Origin of the sequence: Micromonospora yasonensis, from assembly GCF_026013475.1 — a bacterium.
GTDB lineage: Bacteria > Actinomycetota > Actinomycetes > Mycobacteriales > Micromonosporaceae > Micromonospora > Micromonospora yasonensis.
In genome coordinates this window covers 1-17,678 of the sequence record NZ_JAPDPH010000148.1, presented here as the reverse complement: position 1 = coordinate 17,678, position 17,678 = coordinate 1, and the positions used below count along the sequence as shown (strand labels likewise).

Below are 17,678 nucleotides of genomic sequence, written 5' to 3'. Positions count from 1 at the left end.
ATCGTCGACGGGAAGATCGCCGAGCTCACCGGATTCGACGCCGCCGACAAACCATGGCTGGACCTGCCACCGACACTGTGATCACACATGTCCCCATCGTCGGCAAGTCCAGCGCACGCTGTCACCGAAGTCACCGCGGAATGAGCACCCCAACTGCCTGAACACCACGCGACAACGCGAACACCACCGCCCCGCCGGCGTTGCCGGCGGGGCATCTTCATGCCCGAAGAACATCGTCACGATCAACGACGCCGTCGCCTCATCTCCAGCAAGTCGGTCAACAGCTCACTCGGAACGCAAGGAAGGGCCGGGGAAAGTTCCCTCAAGGTCGAGGGGCACGGTGAGCACGCCAGGAAGGATTTCGTCCTGGCCTCACGAGCCCAGGAACTGGCCCGTGCTCATCGCCTCGTCTCGTATCGGGTCAGTACTACGCCGCCGGGAAACGTCCGCGTCTCCAGCAGGTTCAGGTTCACCCAGCTGTCCAGGGCCGTGAAGAACGGCGTGCCGCCGCCCAGCAAGGCCGGTGCGGTAACCAGCACGTACTCGTCGATCAGGCCGGCCCGCATGGCCGCTGCGGCAAGTGTGGCGCCGCCGATGTCCATGGGGCCGCCGTCCTCGGCCTTGAGCCGGGTGATCTCGGTGACCGCATCCCCGGTGACCAAGCGGGTGTTCCAGTCCACCGTGCTGATCGTCGAGGAGAACACCACCTTCGGCATGTCCCGCCAGCGACGGGCGAACTCGATCTGCGCCGGTGTGGTGCCGGGCTGCTGGTCGGCGGTCGGCCAGTGGGAGCTCATCGTCTCCCACAGTCTGCGCCCGTACAGTGCCAGGCTGGTCGCCCCCACCCGGTCGGACCACCACTGGAACAGCTCGTCGCTCGGTACGCTCCAGCCGAGGTCGTCGCCGGGCGCGGCGATGTAGCCGTCCAGGCTCAAGTTCATACCGAAGATCAGTTTCCGCATCGTGCCAGCCTCCCGTAGGTCGATCTCACACGTACAGACGGGCACGGCGCGGAAACCTAATCGGTGCGCGATCTGCGTCCGCAGGTAGTCCTCGCCATCGGACTCGGCACGGCGCACTCAGCTGGGCTCGAGCACTACCCACCGGATCTCAACTTCACCCTTGTACGGGCAGCGGCGCACCCATGGCCAACTCTCCCCGACCACTGCTGCCGTTTGCCCGGACGGGAAGGCCTTCCACGGCCACCTGCAACAGAGGCTGTCTACTTTTCGCAGAGGCGTTGCGGTAGCGCTCGACGCGCTCGCTGCGCGAACAGGAGTCTGAGCGATCTGGGTCCCCGAACGCCTGATCACACAGTTATAGCGCCAGCCAGGCCCCCTCACCACGCTGGAGATCGCCAACCAGTTCCCGACGCTTGGGCATCTCGCTCGGCGACCAGCGGCCGCACGTGCCCGGCAAGATCCGCAAGTACCTACCTCTCCCAGCGCCGACGCAGCTAAGCGTTGTTATTCGGCGCCTACTACTGAAGGGGCCTGATCGGCGACGATGCGTATACCTAACGCACAGGCACCCTATTGAGTTCTGCGGCAGGCCCGGGTGGGGCCAAACCGAGCCGTCATGCCACCGCACACCTCGATCAGGGTGGGGCCACTTCAAGCCGTCCGGGTGGGGCCAACGGAAGGCGTCAGAATCAGCTGGGGGCTGACTTACGCCAGCGCCCTGCGCCGTGGCTTCATGTGCCGCCCGCTTCGCAGTCGGCTGGGTCGCAGGGTCGCGTCACAACGCGCCATGAAGGTTCACTCTCATGCCGCTTCCCGACGTGCTTGCGTTCATCGTCGCCGGTGACGCACGGTGATATATGGCTGCCTTTCCTGCTCCCGCTTCCGGCTTCGCGCGCGCCGACGAACTCGTCCTGCGCGCCGCGGCGTCCGCCTACCTGGGCCGCTACCGCGGCGACACACGGCTGCACACCGAGTCTGACCTGCGAGTCTTCCTACGTTGGTGCACCGACCAGGACCTCAACCCACTCGCGGCGGTCCGGGCGGACATCGAACGGTACCTGCGCTGGCTGCAGGACGTCCGCCAGCCCTCGACGGTCTCGCGCCGGTTGTCAGTCGTGGTCGGCTTCTACCGCGTCTGCGTCATCGACCAGATCCTGCCGCACTCCCCGGCCGACTACGTCCGTCGACCGACCGTGCCGGCCGAGTCGTCCACCCTCGGCCTCGGCCATCTGCAGTTCGAGGCACTGATCACCACCGCCAGGTTGTCAACCAACCCGAACGACTTCGCCCTCGTCGCCCTCCTCGGCCTCCTCGGGCTGCGGATCTTCGAAGCCTGCGGAGCCAGCATCGCCGACCTCGGCGAGGAACACGGTCACCGGGTACTACGGGTGCGCGGTAAGGGCGGCAAGGTCGTCCTCGTCCGGCTGCCACCGGCGGTGGCCCGAGCGATCGACCGGGCCGTCGACGGCCGCGCCGACGGGCCGATCCTGCGCAACACCCTCGGCGCCCGCATGGACCGCCACGCCGCCACCCGCCGGCTCAAGCACCTGGCCGCCACCGCCGGAGTCCGCATGCCGAGGATGCACCCTCACATGTTGCGCCACACGTTCGTGACCGCCATGCTCGACGCCGGCGTCAGCCTGCGCGACGTGCAGATCGCCGCCCGCCATGCCGATCCACGAACGACGATGCGCTACGACCGGGCCCGCAAGAACCTCGACCGCCACCCGAACTACATCCTGGCGGCGTACATGGCTTCCGGAACGTAGCTGACTCACGACTTTGCCGAGATCAGCGCACCCGATCAAGCCGAGAGGCCTGCGCTTCGTTCGTCAGTGCACGATGGCCGAGGCGTTGGCGAGGCGCCTCGCCGAGCGAGGCGACCAAGATCCTCGCGGATGACCGTTGTCCGATAGGTCGGAACACCGCTCCTGACCTGATCACATGTCGAATGACTGCCGTGGGACGAGCACAGCTAGGACCGCCTGCGGCATGGCATGTCTTATCCCGGTGTTGAGAATCAGCCACCTGCGGAATATCGGGCTAGCGTTTGGCCGTCTTCGGACGTGTCCTGGTGGTTTCACCCTCCAGGCCGCGCGGGTCGCGGTCGCGGGTTACCGTCACGGCGTCCTGGACGGCGCCCAGCAGCAGCGCGCCCGCGACGCCGACCACGGCGCCGGCCACAAACGTGTCGTACTGGACGCGGCGCTCCTGGTCGATGTTGGCGCCATCGGCGGAGTACAGGGCCAGGTAGCCGAGCTTCGGCTCCTCCACGATCGGATAGTTGAACGTCAGGCCGACGTCCGCCTCCGTGTACGGCGAGAGCGCCGAACTCCATTGATAGCCCATTAGCGTCGGGTCGCGGAAGTTCACCCGCGCCATCGCTCCCGCCGCGATCGGCGTACCCTCGGTCACCACCACCAGCGGGACCGAGCCACGGCAGGCTACCTTGCTGCAGTTCATGCCCGGCAACTCCAGTACGGTGGCCGCGGGATCACGGCCGGCGGCCAGGACGCTGTGGGGGACGTCGACGCCGGCGGTGAACGTAGTCGTTCCGTCGTTGGCGGGCTTCCATGCGGGCTTGAGTTCAAACCGGGTCCGCGCCATCGTGGTGCCCTGGCCGAACTCGTTCGCATGCGTGCAGCCGGGATCGCACTGCACCTGGGCGGCCAGGCCCGGGACGAGGAGCACGTCCGGCAGGACCACGAACACATCAGCCGTGCCGCCGGGGTCCTTCGAGTCGCTCGTCCCGGTGACGGTGATCACGACGTCGCCGGGCCGGCCGAGCGGCGCCTGGATCGTCAGCCTTGCCGTGCTGACCGCCCGATCGGAGCCGATGGCGGCGACGGCAGGGGCCGGGCGCGACGGCGGCGAGGCGGTCGGATACAGCCGCCACGAGACCAGCAGTGCCGCTACGCCACCGACGAGGTACAGGATTGTGGGGAGGTACCGAAGCCAACCTCGGGCTCGACTACTACGGCCTGATCCCAAGCGTTGCTCCCTTTCGATGCTCGGTGGGCGCCGCCATCGTAGCTATGGGAGCAAGATGGCGGCGATGACCGCAACCAGTCTCGGGGTTCCAGGCGGTCCGGGAGCGCCGCCACGTCCGACAGGGTGCCCCAGCGGCGGTCGTGCAGGTTGACCCGCTCGTCTGAGAGCAGGCCATCGCCGCCGACCGAGTGTCACGTTGCGTGACGAGGCACGGTGAGGTCGAACGCGGCCGTGCCGATCCGGGTTCCTCAGGTCGGGTCCTCGTTGAACGTGGCCTAGGCTGCGTCGTCATGGACGAGTCGCGCGGGTCAGGAGTCCTCCGTCATCAGTCGCTGCACGACGGGTTCGTACCGGCGCAAGGGCCGCAGCAGGCCTTCGCCGACGCTATCGACCGACACATCGAGGAACACTTCGGACCTGTCGAGTTCGTCTACCATGAGATCGCCTCGCACCTGGTCGGTGTGCATGTCTACGTCGTGGCGCCGACCGAGGAACGCCCGTACCGGACGCTGATCACCTCTGGAATGAGTGAGCTGCCGATGACGGTCCCGGAGGGCCACGACATCAGCCCGTACGCCGAACTGATGCTCAGCCTGCCGGCGGATTGGCCGCTGACTGAGGTAGCCGGGCTTGACGACGCAACCGGGTGGCCGCTGCGAATCCTCAAGCAGGTTGCTCGACTGCCGCACGAGTACGGCACCTGGATCGGCGAATGGCATTCCGTGCCGAACGGCGATCCCGCGCAGCCGTACGCTCCGGGCACCCAGTTCGCCGGAGTCGTCGTCACACCGATGCTGCGTGTGCCACCCGAGGCCCGGACGATCGAAGTCGGCGGCGGCATCCGAATCGCATTGCTCGCGCTGATCCCTCTGCACTCGGATGAGATGGCGGTCAAGGTAGAACGCGGCACCGACGCACTCATCGAGGTGCTCGATCGTGGTCGCGTCACCGAATTGCTGGACCCGCGCCGGCCCTCGTACGCCTGACCGCTCGATCCGGCGCGCTGATCAAGGTCACGTGCGCGCTTCTGCCGCGATCCGCTCGCAGTTGCGGGTGGTTATGTCGGGCGCGGGTTTCAGATGCTGGTTGACGCGGTATGCGCGCAGCCGAGCCGCGTCTCTGCCGGCGCTTCTGTGGCCTGGCAACCGACGTCCGAAAGTACGGTCTGATGCACGCAATCGGCGAAGGTCAGCTCGCCACGCTCGATATCCCGACTATGCAACCGTCCCGCTTCTTTAGCGAACATCGTCCCTAAGTAGCCGAGATATGGGAGTTGCCGGAGAAGTCTGCTTACCCGAGTGCCTATCTGCCGATGACGCCAAGGGCGTGCCGTAGGTGGGCCAGCCGGAACGGAGAGTTCGAAGCGGCTTGCCGCATATGCCGGCAAGCGCCGTTCTGCGAAAGGCGATTCGCTTGATCGAGCCTGCGCGAAAATCGATTGCGCGGTATCTTGGCGATCGATGAGGATTCCCGTCATGGCGGACCCTGGGCAGAAATCGGACGACACGTCCAGCAGAGTCCGACCGACAGCACTCATCACGGGGGTCGGTCGCACGATCGGTATCGGCGCCGGCATCGCAAGGCAGTTGGCGGCCTCAGGCTGGGATATCGCCTTCACCTTCTGGACCGGGTACGACGAGCGCATGAACTGGGGCATCGAAGCCGGGGCCACCGACGCCATCGCGCAAGCACTCACCGCGCGCGGCGCAGCCGTCGCCGCCATAGAAGCGGACCTCACCGACACCACGGCGCCCGCTGCGATCTATGACGAGGCCGAGCGTCGGCTCGGCCCAGTTACCGCCTTGGTGATGTGCCACTGCGAGTCAGTCGACTCCGGACTACTCGACACCACGGTCGAGAGTTTCGACCGGCACTTCGCCGTCAACGCACGGGCGACATGGTTGCTGATTCGCGAGCACGGGCGGCGCTTCCGCGGCCGGCACGGCGATGGTCGCATCATCGCCCTCACCAGTGATCACACTGTTGGAAATCTGCCGTACGGCGCAAGCAAGGGCGCACTCGACCGCATCACCCTGGCCGCAGCCCACGAGTTGGCACACATCGGCATCAGCTCGAACGTCATCAACCCCGGCCCGGTGGACACCGGGTGGATGACAGAGGCGGGACGAGCCGGCTGCATTCGGCAGACACCACTCGGCCGCCTCGGCACCCCACAGGACACCGCAAATCTGGTTGATTTCTTGTGCTCGCCACAAGGTCAGTGGATCAACGGTCAACTGCTGTTGAGCAACGGCGGACTTGCCTGATCGCCCACGGGGCCCCCGCCGTACCGCCCCCGACGGTTGGACGAATCGGCCTGGCGTGCCGGCAGGCCCGCAGTAGGCTCCTCCGCCGAACTGCCATGGTTTCGCGGCAAGATCGCCGACATCAACCGCAACGGGCCGGTGTTCGGACCGCGAAAGGACGAGTTCCTGCCCTACCTCCTCGTACGAGCAACGTCTGCTGACCGAGGCAACAGACCACTAAATGGCGTGTTCTGGGAGTCGCCCGACATCTACGTTGTCGCTGGGCAGCCGGCCGAGACGGCGCCGCTGCGCCCGGCGACGCCGGGCGGTGTGGCCAGCGCCAGTGCGCCGAACACCTTGTACGCCCATGTGTGGAACCTCGGCAAGGCCGCTGCCTACGGCGTACGCGTGGAGTTTTGGTGGTTCGATCCCAGCCTTGGCATTTCCCGCGCTGCCGGCCATCTGATTGGCGCCGCTTACGTCGACTTGGACGACCGCTTTACGCGCTACGAGGAGTGGGTCGAGGTCGATGGACCGAACGGTCGCTGGATCAGCCGTGGCTGCCACACCATCGTGCGCCCTGCCCAGAAACTTGGGTACCTACATACGTCAATGGCGGGCACGAGTGTCTGGTCGTCCGCATCGGAGACACCGTCTTTGACCCAGTTTCGCCGCAGTCGTTCTCTCCAGCCACTGACCGGCATGTAGGTCAGCGCAACATTGCTGTCGTGCGGGCCTCGTCTCCCGCAGAGGTGACCCTCGACCTCGACCTTGGCTGGTCCCCGCACCCTGGGCAGGCAGAGATCGAAGTCGCGGTCGAGCCGCCCGGCTCGATGGAATGGCTGCAAATCTTTGCCGGCAACCGCGCACCGGGCCTCCGTGCCCCCGCCGCGCCAGTCAGCGCAGGTCTCCTGCCACCGCACCCAAGCTCGGTGGACACCGTCGAGGTGGCCGGGATTCCCCCCGAGCATCGAGGCAGGTTGCTTCGCGCCCGCGCTCGTTTCTCCCGAGGATGCGATGCGCTGCACATCCCTGTCCACGCACGCGCCGCTGACCTCAAACCCCGAGAGGCGCAGGTACTGCGTGCCCGACAGCGACTGGACGGCGTCCTGGTAGCTGGCTACACCGTGGTGCTCCTTGGACCCACAACCTAGTGCCGCGTCTTTGAACGTTGATCGTGTAATCCATCGGTTCTGAGGAGCCGTCATGCAGGCTGTCTCCCGACGCAGGAGGGTGTGGGAGGTGGTGGCAACCAGAGAGGCCGGGCCCCGCACGATGGATGACTTTGTCAGGTCCAGGCCGTCACCAGGCCGCCGGAGGTCGATCGTGAGCGACCGACGACGACCACTGGTGACGACGTCTACCCAGGTGATAAGGCGTGGTTGGCCCGACCTTGAAGAATGCCGGGTCCGGTGGGGTCCCTGCGCACTCCGGCGAACGAGACCACAACTGAGACGACCGGACGCGACCGGCGGCATGTTCGGCCGGTGGCGGTAGTGCACTCTAGAAGAACCGGGGCGGTTCATCCCGCCCGGTCGGCGTCCGCCACAAGGTGCTGTCGCACCACTACGTGCGCCCGTTCGGCCCCTGACCCGGCGCGGCTTCCCTGGGCGTCCCGCGCCGCGGGACCATCCGGCCGGTATCGATCAGGTACGATATGTCGACCGATCGGTCATAAGGGGGAGTGAGGTATGGGTCGTCGACGGAGGATCACCTGGCGGTATCTCGCCGCGGCGCTGCTGGCGCTGACCATGGGAGCGGTCGTCCTGCCGGCGCCCGCGCAGGCGGTGGACTACCCCGGCGGGCGGCGCATCTACAGCGTCGCGCTCGGGGCCATGCCCGCCGCCGGCGCGCCCGCTACCGCTCCGGTCTGGGTCCGGCTGGCGACCTACTACTTCTTCGGCAACGGCACGGTGACCGAGAGCTTCTGGTACTGGAACCGGGCCACCGTCGTCGGGGCCGCCGGCACGGGCATCCGGACGACCGGCTGTACCGGCCACGACTGCGAGGTGCGGACGGCCGCCGAGTTCCAGCCCGGTGGCGTCGTGAAGTCCCTGAGCGGCACGTACACCAACTCCGGTGACAGCATCACCATCACCTGGAGCGGGGGCGTCCAGGAAACCTGGGCGGTCAGCCAACCCGCCAGCGACCTGGCCCGGCTCGACTTCGTCAGCTCCAACTACGGGGTCACCGTCGGCTGGGGCTTCGGCAGTTCCGCTTCGAACGACGCGTACACGCCGGTCAGCAACATCCCGCTGGCCCAGTACACCGGCCGGTACGCCGGCTACAGCGGAAGCACCGGTGCCGCCGGCCCCAGCGGGATGGACCTCCGGTCGTTCGCCCGATGCAACGGGAACTGCCTGAGCTGGCTCAGCCCCCCGACCGCCACCTGTTCGTCCTGCCCGAACGGCGCGACCTCCGCCCCGATCCGCTACTACCTCGCGGGAGCGGGCCGGCGGAACTTCTACGAGCACTGGTGCACCTGCCTGACGTCGAGCACCTGCTACACCGGTGGTTCGCACCGCAAGCCGCAGCTCCAGGTGATCGGCGACACTGGGACGTTCCACGGGTGGGTCGGCGTGGAGGCATCCAACTCCGCGGCGAACACCGGCTACTTCGCGGTGCACTTCCACGTGAACGTCTGACCCGGCCGGGGGCACCGCCCGGCTCCCCACCCGTCGGCCACCGCCACGGTGCGCCGCCGGGTGAGGTCGTACAGCCGCAGTTGCGTGGAGACGCCGGCGATGTCCTCCGGATCGGTGTGCAGGTAGCCGTTCAGGCGTTGTCGTGCGCGAGCGACGAGGACAGGTCGCGGTGCGCGCCGGCCTGGTCGAGCAGGGTCTTTACCTTCTGCTTCAGGGCAGCGACCGCGTCAGCGCCGGCCACCCAGAGCACCGGCGGCTCAGCGGAGCCGACGAGCTGGACCAGCGCCGCCGCGAGCTTGGCGAGGTCGCCGCCCTGCAGTCATGGTTCCACGTCAGGCTCGATGAGAAGGACACGCCACTCTTCCGGTACGAGTACGTGCATCGGGTCGGCCAGGTGATCCCAGCCGCGCACCTGCAGATCCACGCTCACCGCGACGAGACGATCTACCTGATGACTGCTGCCGATCGGGGCCGGCCGAAGGCGCGTAAGCAGCCCCCTGCCCATTGCGAGCGCGGCGGCAGGCTGGCCAAGCAGGCTCACCACGTGGCAGCGGCGCGGGACGTAGATCCCGGTAATGACGCTTGTGATGCGCCTTTGAGGACACAACGCTTTCCCGCCCAGGCGTTGCCCCTGCTCGGCCCGCGTCGTGGTCGCTGACGACGTTGGGCAGGTGTAGCGCGGCGAGGATCGGTGGGATCGGTACTCGGTACTGGGCGCCGGCGCGGGCCAGCGGCACAAGGCGCCCCGGGGGGCGAGCTCTCTCCCAGCCGACTGCCGGCGATGTCGGCTCTCAGGACCTCCGTGACAGATCAGTCTCGGGACCTGGGTGACACGTCCGGCTAGATCGGCCCCCGAAGGATGGCAATGAGCTCGTCGATGGTCCGCCGCGCGTCGAGCGTGTTCGCTTCGGTGGTCCACCCCTGATGCCACGGCCCGTCGGGACTGGCAACAAAGAGCAACGCTTCCAGTGTGGGCGCGGCGAGATCCGACGCTGACGCGGGAAACATCGCCATGTCTGTCTCGTCAGACAGTTCCGCCAGGCGGTGTTGTAGGTGCTCGCCGCCGGGAAGAGCGGCGGCCACGAATGCTGCCGCCGCGACGACCTGGTCAGGGAAGAACTCTCGCCAGAGGAGGTCGCGGTTGGCCAGGACGTAGGTGAACATGTGCCGGAGCGCGTCAAGGTGCTGCTGTGGCGGCCGCTCGGCGAGTTCTTCGAGGAAGTCCAGGGCACCGTCACTGCTGAACGGTCCGGTTCCGAACGTGCCCACGTCACCCTCTCATCAGAGGATAGCCACCGTTGAAGTCGATGAACACACTACGCAAGATCCTGCGCAGCGTAGCGCCCTGTTACGCACGCCCTGAGACCGATCTTTCACGTGCTGCGATGGTGGGCCATGGCTTTTCGTGGAACTCGGTTGACGACCCTAGAGTTCGCATCCCTTCAGCGTGTCAGATGACCGGTGGTTGTGGCTTCGCGGATGGTCGGTCGCGGAGGTTCGGGTTTGCGGACCTTGAACCGGGCGATCGGTTTGACGGTGGTGCGGGGCACCTCGGTGACGAGCTGGTCGCCGTCGTGGACGCGGGAGGTGGTGTCGCCGGCTTCGACGGTGAGGGTTGCTCCGGCGTGGACGATGCCGACGTGGATCCGCTGGCCGGCGATGACGAGGGTTCCTCGGCAGCTGACGCGACGTTTGATCCGCACCGGTTCTGGGTTCGGGGAAGGTGGTGGTCCGGCGGGACAGGCGTCGCGAATCTTGGAGATCTCGGCGGGGGCGAGGGGGTTGGCATCAGCCGCCAGATTGGGTCTGCATCCCCCGATGGGGGTCGTCTGTCGTCCCCTTGGCTAGGCGAGGATCCCGCTGTACGTCACGGCGGCACTTAGGTCGACCGAGCGCGGAACAGGACCACACCCGCAGCGAGAAGGCAGCCCAGGTGACAGGTCACGATGGCAATGAGGAAGGGGAAGTACCACCATCCGTAGAGGTCGTGGGTGTACTGCTGGTGCGCGAGGTCGATTGGCGCGACGATAGGCGCGCACAGGACGATCACGATGATCAGCGCCGCAGCGGGAACCGCCAACCCGATGTGCTCGTGGTGGTAGGCCCATCCCCGGAGGAGGTAACCCAGCACGGCGGTCGTGAGGAAGAGGGCGGCCAGGGCGTACCCGAGCATGATCGGCAGCATGGACTGGTCACCGGCCTCGCCGGTAAAGGGAAACGCGCGGCCCTGCGACACCGCAGAGGCCAAGATCTCGTCCATCCGGGCGACCAGCACCGCGGTGGCCACCACCGCCGTCCCAGCCAGGGCGGCCGCCAGCCAGACCAGTCCCAGGCCCACCCGGCGGGCGCGATGGGTGGGCTGAAGGGACGCCGGTACGGTGACGGGCACCGTTCGACGCTAACAAGGCGGCGGGTGACGCGCTATCGCGTGGGCTCCGGGCCGAGCCCGCGTTCCCGGGTGTCAGCGGCGTCCAACCACTGCCGCAGGCTGCCCAGGTGCACTGGCAAATGGCAAGTGGCAGCTCGTCACCGCCGGTTCGGGCATGGGGTTAGCGCGTGCATCGCTGTACGTACGCTCGCTCAGGCGTGGCGGCCGCGGCTGCGGGTGAGCAGCGGAGTCAGGTTGAGCAGCAGCCCGACCAGTGCGACGCCGGTGACGAGGTTGACGCCCGGGTGGAACTGGCCGAAGTCGCCCTCCTGGCCGGCACCTGGTGCGTTCGCCGCCACGAGCGCGGTCACCGCGGCGAGCACCAGCGCGGCGCCGACCTGACCGGAGGTCTGCACCAGGCCGGAGGCCAGCCCTTGCTCGGAGTCGTCGATTCCGTCGGTGGCCTGCGCCATGATCGAGCTGAACCCGAACGCGAACCCGCCGCCGAGCAGCAGCATGGCGGGCAGGACCGTCACCAGGTAGTGCGGCGTGTTGCCGGCGGTCGCGAGGAACCAGACGTACCCGACGCTGAGCGAGGTCATGGCCGTGACGATGAGCCGCTGCGTGCCGTACCGGTCGATGAGTCGGCCCATGAACGGCGAGCTGAACGCGACCAGGAGCCCGGCGGGTAGCAGGGCCAGGGCCATCCGCAGCGGCGACCACGCCAGTACGTCCTGCAGGTAGATCGTCATCATGAACTGGAAGCTCAGGTATGAGCCGAACAGGGCGATCACGCTCAGGTTGGCCCGGACGATCGAGCCGACCTTCAGGATGCCGAGCCGGATCAGCGGGTGCCGCACCTTGTTCTCGGTGACGACGAAGCCGGCGAACAGCGCCGCCGCGGCGAGGATCGAGCCGATCGTGACCGGGTCGAGCCAGCCCCGGTCGGGCGCCGAGACCACCGTGTACACGGCGAGCAGCATGCCGGCGGTGAGGGTCACCGCGCCGATGAGGTCGTGGCCTCCCTCGGCGGCCGCCCTGTCCCGCGGGATCAGCGTCAAGCCGGCGAGCAGGGCTGCGACCGCGAGCGGGACGGGGATCAGGAACGTCCACCGCCAGCCGATACCGGTGAGCAGGCCGCCGAGGATGAGCCCGGAGGAGTACCCGCTGGCGCCGAAGACGGTGAAGATCGACAATGCTCGGTTCCGGGCGGGGCCAGCCTTGAACGTGGTGGTGAGGATCGACATCGCGGTCGGTGCGGTGAACGCGGCGGCCAGGCCCTTGACGAACCGGGTCGCGATCAGCAGCGTGCCGTCATCGACGAGTCCGCCGATCAGCGAGGCGACGGCGAAGACGGCGAGTGCGGCCAGGAACACGCGGCGCCGCCCGAGCAGGTCCGCGGTACGGCCACCGAGCAGAAGCAGCCCGCCATAGCCGAGGATGTAGCCGTTGACGATCCACTGCAGCGAGGTGGTCGTCAGGCCCAGTTCGGTACCAATGGAGGGCAGGGCCACGCCGACCATCGAGACGTCGAGCCCGTCAAGGAAGAGCACGGTGCACAACACCGCGAGTACTCCCCAGAGCCGAGGGGTCCAGCGTTGCCCGGCCGGTGTGGTCGTGGGGGCCGTCGCGGTGGTGCCGACCGCGGGGGAGGTTTCGATGATAGCCACGACGGGGAACATTAGATGCACGCGCATTAGATGTCTACGCACTAGTTTCCGGCACACATAATGCAGGTGCATGAGGCTCGCTCAACGAGTAGGATGCGCGGCATGATGTCCGAGACCGGCCTCGTCGAACGCTGGCGTTCGCTGCTGACCTGCTACAACGAGGTCGCCTGCCACCTGGAGCGCGCACTGCAGGACGGGCACGGACTCACCATGAGCGAATTCGAGACGCTCGACCGGCTGATCTCGGCCGACTGTGACAAGCGCCGCATGCAAGATCTCGCGGCCGACATGTACCTCAGCCAGAGCGCGCTGTCCCGCGCAGTCGCCCGCCTCGAGAAGGCTGGCTTGGTCGGGCGGGCGTTGTGCGAGGCCGACCGCCGCGGCGTCTTCGTCACGATCACCGAAGCCGGGCGGCACGTCCACACCGAGGCGCGCAGGACGCACCTCGCGGTACTCACCGAACACCTGGCCCCCGAGCACGCTCACGCCTGACACCTCGAGCACGCTCACGCGGCTGGGATGCTCTTGCCGGTAGACCGGCGACGGCGGATCCGGGCGATGCACACCGCTCACGACGGCACGTACGGAGCACCACGATCACCGCCGAACTCCGCGATGCCGGGCAGATGATCAACCGCAAGCAGGTCGCGCGAGTGATGCGCCGCTTCGGCGTGCAGGGGCTGCGGCAACCCCCACCCCCGACCCGCCACCCCCAGCCGCCGGCTGCAGCTGCGGGTCCTGGGAGAACCGACGCTGGCCGTCAACGGCGAACCGGTAACCATCGGCCGCGCCGCCGCTCTGCAAGCCCTGGTATTCCTCGCCGCCCGCCCCGGCGGAGCAGACGCCCGGCAACTCGTCGACGCCATCTGGCCGGGCCTGCCCGGACACTCTCTCACCGGCCGCCTCTACGCTTCACCACCGCCGCCGCCGCGCTCATCGCGTCCATCACGTCAGACGACACGCCGACATGTTGACTGACGAATGCACGGCGTACCGGCAACCTGTGGTGTTCGCCGGACTCGTCGCACGCTCGGGCCTGCCACCTGGCCTTGCTGACGGCACCGGCCGATTCTCAGATCATCCTCAAGAAATCCCGCCCCGTCGGCCGCTGGCGGCACGGCTGGCGTGTGCTGTCCCCGCCGTGTCATCCCCCCTGTTCTGGAGCTTCTATGAGAGACAGACGGACGACCATCTTCTCCGTCCTGCTCGCCGCGACCCTCGCGGCGACCGTTGCGCCCACGCCCAACGCGTCCGCGGCCAGCTTCGGCGAGGAGGGCTTCCAGCCGAGTGTCACCTACGACCTGTCGGTGACCGACGCCGAGCGCGACGCGATTCACGCGGAAGTCGAGGCGTTGGCTGGACGCGTCAACAGCGCGCGGGCGGGGGACGGCACCTACGACCCGCTCAGTCTGGTCGGGGCGATGCTGGACGGGTCGAGCTACGACTCCATCTCCCGAGGCGGCACGGCCGCGACGGCGTACCCCTTCCCGGTCAGCAACACCGAAGCCAACCAGAACGAGTACGACCGCAAGGTCGCCAAGCTCGCCTGGGTGGTCAAGCTGGCCACCGACCTGGGTTTCCCGGTGGTCGTCCAACGCCAACCCGACAAGTACGTTTACGCAGAGATCGGTGACCCGGACGCCCCGGAGATGGTCATGGCGTTGAGCCACCTCGACTCACCGACGGCTTCCGTTTCGCCAGCCCAGCTGGCGCGCTGGCGGGACGCCGATGGCAACCTCGGCACTCCTGGTGCGTACCACTCGCCCTATGTCCAGGACGGCTGGGTCTACGGGGCGGGCATCCAGGACGACAGCGGCCCGACGCTGGCGACGCTGCTCGCGGCCAAGGCGCTGCTCGAGGCGGGGTTGCCCCTCGACCGACGCATCCGCATCGTCATGGGAATCTACGAAGACGGCGGTCCCGGCACGCCCTCGACGACGAACACCGCCACCTTCCAGTCCATCCCGTACAACTCGAACCCGAGCTTCTACGACAACTGGGCCTACAAGAACCTCAACCGGGAGGAGATCCCGATTGCGGCCTACACCTCCGACTCGCGGTTCCCGGTCATCGTCGGCAACTCCGGATCGGTGACCCCGTCGGTGTCGATGAGCTTGTCCGCAGACAGCACCAAGGCGTTCCGGCTGACGTCTGCCACCGCCGGCGTCACCCTGCGCGAAGGCGACCCGACGCTCAAGGACATCGCCTACGGCAGCACCACGCAGATCGCCTCGCGGGCCATTTTCACCCTCGACGTGGCGGGGGCCGGCTCCGCCGAGCGCGACCGCTTCGTGTCGGCGATCACCGCTTCCGCGACCACGAAGGGTTGGCTCCCGGCTGCTCCCCGCACCACGTCCAAGGTGCAGACCACGATCACCGGCGACTCGCTGACGCTGGAGATCAACACCGATGTGGCGATGGAGATGCCGACCCCGCAGTACGGCAAGAATGCCGTCGTGTGGGGAATGTTCCTCCTCTCCAAGGGGCTCGGCGCATTGGGAACCACGGCCGCCGACATGCAATTGAAGAAGGCCGCCGACGGCATCGCCGACCTGTTCTTCCGCGACGGTGTCGAAGGCGAAGCCTATATCGGCAAGTACATGGGCATCCCGGCGAGCCTGTTGCGCAACCCGAGCAACGGCACGCCGAACCTGACCTTTGCCCTCATGGGCGGCATCAATTCAGAGACCCCGACGAGCTTCTACACGGACGCCTCCGGCAGCCTCAGCATGCCGATGTTCGTGCGCAGCATGCACGTCACCGCGGCTGACTCCGGCCAGGCGACGGCGGCGGTCACGGCCGCCTTCCAGGCGAAGGGGTTCACCATCGGCAACCTCGGCTCGCCCGTCGGCGCCGGGTTGTACGTCACTCACGACAACCCGCTGACGGCTCTTCAGTTCGGGAGCTACCAGGCCTCGATCAACCGCAACCCGGAGGAGTTTGCGGATCCGTATTCCCTCAAGGACGTGGTCTATCCGCAGGGCACGACCGGTGGCACCCTGGCCAGCAGCTTCCGCAACAAGATGACCGCCTTCGGCGCCGTCATCCCGGGTAACGAGCGCTGGTGGCACACGGCCAACGAGCGGATGAAGGTCGACTCGGCCGTGCAGATGACCAAGATCATGGCCGATGGCATGCTGGAGATGGCCCGGTACTCCGGGCCCGCCGGTGCAAAGCTCATGTGGGCAGACATCCCGGGGCTGAACGCCGACCGGGCGGACCTCGACCTGCTCGACGTCACGATCGGAACCTACAAGGACGCGTCGGCCGCTGTCGGCACGAGCCAGCTGGGCAGCCAGGCCCTGCTCGGCGCCACCTCGTTCAACATCCCGATGTGGAACGGGCGCGGCAACTCGACCCCGACGGCGTCGGCCTTCGCGCTGGGGCACGCCCCGGGAGGGGTCTACCTGCCCCTGACCGACACCGAGTACCTGAACAGCACGTACGTGGCGCCGATGCGTCTGGAGTTCAAGGTGGAGCGCCCCGACCACATGTCGGACGCGGCTTGGGCGAAGTTCGTCGCCGGCGGCTACGGCGACTTCCAGTTCAACATTCTCGTCGGCGACAAGGTTGTGCCGCTGGCCGTTCCTGCCGGGCAGCGTACGGACAAGTACTTCTCCTCGCGCATCTCGGCCAACAACCCCGACGCCATCTACCTGTCGGTCAACCTCGCGATCAGCGATGCACCGTACACCGGGGTGCAGGCCGTCCTCGCGGATTCCAAGACGGACCTGTACACGGTCAATCCGACCTACCTGGCCTCAAACCCGGATCCGTTCCCCGGGCGCGGGGCCGTCGAACAACGGGGCTTCTTCCTGTTCGGTGACGGGCAGAAGAACGCGGAGTTCTCTTCACCCGACGCGGTCTACGTAACAGTCGCCAACGCGGTCGTCGATGCGAAGCCGTCGGCGGTGGTGAAGAAGCTGAAGGGCAACACGAACGAGTTGACCATCACGGTGAAGCAGACTCACATCGACGGCAGCGAGTCTCCGGTGGCGGCCACGTTCACCATCGACAACAACGCTGCTGGCACTTACACCGTCGGCGATTACAAGGTGTACGTCGAAACCAAGGACAACACTCAGGTGCGGTCGATCTCCATCGTGTGACGCCTGTGAACCGGAAGTTCAGCGTCTGATCCAGCGTAAGTTGGTGCGGACCGTGCGTGCTTACTATGGGAAAAGGCCCTCCGGCTGACGAAGTTTCGTTCGCCCGTTTCTGGTGCGACGAGCCATGGGCCAGGGGTGGAAACAGACGTGGTGGCTTCCCGTTCGGCGGGGAGCCACCACGTGTTTCTACGAGCAAGAAAACCGTACGTATGCAATTAGATCCCGGCTCCTTGGCCGGCACATCGTAAGCCACGCTCAGCGCCGCCGCGTTGGCCGGCCGCCGGGTACGTTGCCACAGTCCCGCGTGGTAGGTGATCGCATGCCTCCAGAACCGGTCGGCGCTGCGGCCGCCAACGTGCCCGATCGCCTGGGCCGAGGCGACCGTGACCCGTGCTGGCACGCCGCTGGCAGTGATCAGCCGCCCGATCACCGCGCGCTGCTCTGCTCCGCCGAGCACCCGCAGCGCCTCGATCATGGCGGGCGCCACCGACGCGCCCAGCATCGCCGGGCTGGTCAGCTCCGCGGCGAGTGCGGCGGCGAGCGGCCGGCGGTACGGGGTGCCCTGACCGTGATGGCCGCCAGCAACCGGACGTCGAACACCAGATTGAACAACATCTCCTCCAGCGCGACTGGCAGCACGTCGTCGCGGAAGTGCGGGACGTCGCGTGGCATCAGCGCCACCACCGT

At 67.3% G+C, this 17,678-nt stretch carries 15 protein-coding genes; 9 read left to right on the top strand and 6 right to left on the bottom strand.

Annotated elements, in window-relative coordinates; all coding sequences use genetic code 11:
• Positions 1-398 precede the first annotated feature (398 nt).
• A complete protein-coding gene (locus tag ONA70_RS25055) occupies positions 399-1,079 on the bottom strand; it encodes a dihydrofolate reductase family protein (protein WP_265008938.1) in 681 nt (226 codons plus the stop codon).
• Between the two features lie 740 nt (positions 1,080-1,819).
• Between ONA70_RS25055 and ONA70_RS25050 the strand changes: the two genes are divergently transcribed.
• A complete protein-coding gene (locus ONA70_RS25050; protein WP_265008937.1) occupies positions 1,820-2,731 on the top strand; it encodes a tyrosine-type recombinase/integrase in 912 nt (303 codons plus the stop codon).
• A 274-nt stretch (positions 2,732-3,005) separates the two neighbouring features.
• On the opposite strand, the gene ONA70_RS25045 is transcribed toward ONA70_RS25050, so the two are convergent.
• Entirely contained in the window at positions 3,006-3,728 is a 723-nt protein-coding gene (locus ONA70_RS25045; protein WP_265008936.1) for a hypothetical protein, read from the bottom strand.
• 515 nt (positions 3,729-4,243) lie between these two features.
• On the opposite strand from ONA70_RS25045, the gene ONA70_RS25040 reads away from it, so the two are divergent.
• The 5 genes from ONA70_RS25040 to ONA70_RS25020 all read left to right on the top strand — a co-directional run bounded on the left by ONA70_RS25040 (position 4,244) and on the right by ONA70_RS25020 (position 9,502).
• Positions 4,244-4,939 (top strand): suppressor of fused domain protein, encoded by a 696-nt coding sequence (locus ONA70_RS25040; RefSeq protein WP_265008935.1) that lies wholly within the window; start codon positions 4,244-4,246, stop codon positions 4,937-4,939.
• Between the two features lie 474 nt (positions 4,940-5,413).
• On the top strand, positions 5,414-6,220 hold the full coding sequence (locus tag ONA70_RS25035; RefSeq protein ID WP_265008934.1) for an SDR family oxidoreductase: 807 nt from the start codon (positions 5,414-5,416) through the stop codon (positions 6,218-6,220).
• Positions 6,221-6,256: 36 nt separating this feature from the next.
• The gene (locus ONA70_RS25030) at positions 6,257-6,907 is read left to right on the top strand and encodes a hypothetical protein (protein WP_265008933.1); all 651 of its coding nucleotides are present in this window, start codon (positions 6,257-6,259) and stop codon (positions 6,905-6,907) included.
• A gap of 983 nt (positions 6,908-7,890) precedes the next feature.
• Positions 7,891-8,844, top strand: a complete 954-nt coding sequence (locus ONA70_RS25025; RefSeq protein WP_265008932.1) for a hypothetical protein — start codon at positions 7,891-7,893, stop codon at positions 8,842-8,844.
• Between the two features lie 142 nt (positions 8,845-8,986).
• On the top strand, positions 8,987-9,502 hold the full coding sequence (locus tag ONA70_RS25020; RefSeq protein ID WP_265008931.1) for a hypothetical protein: 516 nt from the start codon (positions 8,987-8,989) through the stop codon (positions 9,500-9,502).
• 182 nt (positions 9,503-9,684) lie between these two features.
• Here the strand turns inward: ONA70_RS25020 and ONA70_RS25015 are convergent, their stop codons facing one another.
• The 4 genes from ONA70_RS25015 to ONA70_RS25000 all read right to left on the bottom strand — a co-directional run bounded on the left by ONA70_RS25015 (position 9,685) and on the right by ONA70_RS25000 (position 12,882).
• Positions 9,685-10,113 carry a DUF4259 domain-containing protein gene (locus ONA70_RS25015; protein ID WP_265008930.1) on the bottom strand — a complete coding sequence of 143 codons (429 nt, stop codon included), beginning with the start codon at positions 10,111-10,113 and terminating at the stop codon, positions 9,685-9,687.
• A gap of 173 nt (positions 10,114-10,286) precedes the next feature.
• Complete coding sequence (locus ONA70_RS25010) at positions 10,287-10,547, bottom strand: hypothetical protein (RefSeq protein WP_265008929.1); 261 nt, start codon at positions 10,545-10,547, stop codon at positions 10,287-10,289.
• A gap of 176 nt (positions 10,548-10,723) precedes the next feature.
• Positions 10,724-11,233 (bottom strand): hypothetical protein, encoded by a 510-nt coding sequence (locus ONA70_RS25005; protein ID WP_265008928.1) that lies wholly within the window; start codon positions 11,231-11,233, stop codon positions 10,724-10,726.
• A gap of 191 nt (positions 11,234-11,424) precedes the next feature.
• Complete coding sequence (locus tag ONA70_RS25000; protein WP_265008927.1) at positions 11,425-12,882, bottom strand: MFS transporter; 1,458 nt, start codon at positions 12,880-12,882, stop codon at positions 11,425-11,427.
• A gap of 102 nt (positions 12,883-12,984) precedes the next feature.
• On the opposite strand from ONA70_RS25000, the gene ONA70_RS24995 reads away from it, so the two are divergent.
• From ONA70_RS24995 to ONA70_RS24990, 3 genes are all read left to right on the top strand, one after another.
• Positions 12,985-13,374, top strand: a complete 390-nt coding sequence (locus ONA70_RS24995) for a MarR family winged helix-turn-helix transcriptional regulator (protein WP_265008926.1) — start codon at positions 12,985-12,987, stop codon at positions 13,372-13,374.
• The gene (locus tag ONA70_RS36995) at positions 13,371-13,856 is read left to right on the top strand and encodes an IS3 family transposase (RefSeq protein WP_406601239.1); all 486 of its coding nucleotides are present in this window, start codon (positions 13,371-13,373) and stop codon (positions 13,854-13,856) included. Before ONA70_RS24995 ends, ONA70_RS36995 begins: the two co-directional genes overlap by 4 nt.
• Positions 13,857-14,051: 195 nt before the next feature.
• Positions 14,052-16,991 carry a M20/M25/M40 family metallo-hydrolase gene (locus tag ONA70_RS24990; RefSeq protein WP_265008925.1) on the top strand — a complete coding sequence of 980 codons (2,940 nt, stop codon included), beginning with the start codon at positions 14,052-14,054 and terminating at the stop codon, positions 16,989-16,991.
• The last annotated feature ends 687 nt before the right edge of the window (positions 16,992-17,678 follow it).

What these genes read in the sequence shown, in the direction of transcription:
- ONA70_RS24995 (WP_265008926.1), top strand. Translation starts at nt 12,985, where the DNA reads ATGATGTCCGAGACCGGCCTCGTCGAACGCTGGCGTTCGCTGCTGACC.
- ONA70_RS25040 (WP_265008935.1), top strand. Translation starts at nt 4,244, where the DNA reads ATGGACGAGTCGCGCGGGTCAGGAGTCCTCCGTCATCAGTCGCTGCAC.
- ONA70_RS24990 (WP_265008925.1), top strand. Translation starts at nt 14,052, where the DNA reads ATGAGAGACAGACGGACGACCATCTTCTCCGTCCTGCTCGCCGCGACC.
- ONA70_RS25025 (WP_265008932.1), top strand. Translation starts at nt 7,891, where the DNA reads ATGGGTCGTCGACGGAGGATCACCTGGCGGTATCTCGCCGCGGCGCTG.
- ONA70_RS25050 (WP_265008937.1), top strand. Translation starts at nt 1,820, where the DNA reads ATGGCTGCCTTTCCTGCTCCCGCTTCCGGCTTCGCGCGCGCCGACGAA.
- ONA70_RS25035 (WP_265008934.1), top strand. Translation starts at nt 5,414, where the DNA reads ATGAGGATTCCCGTCATGGCGGACCCTGGGCAGAAATCGGACGACACG.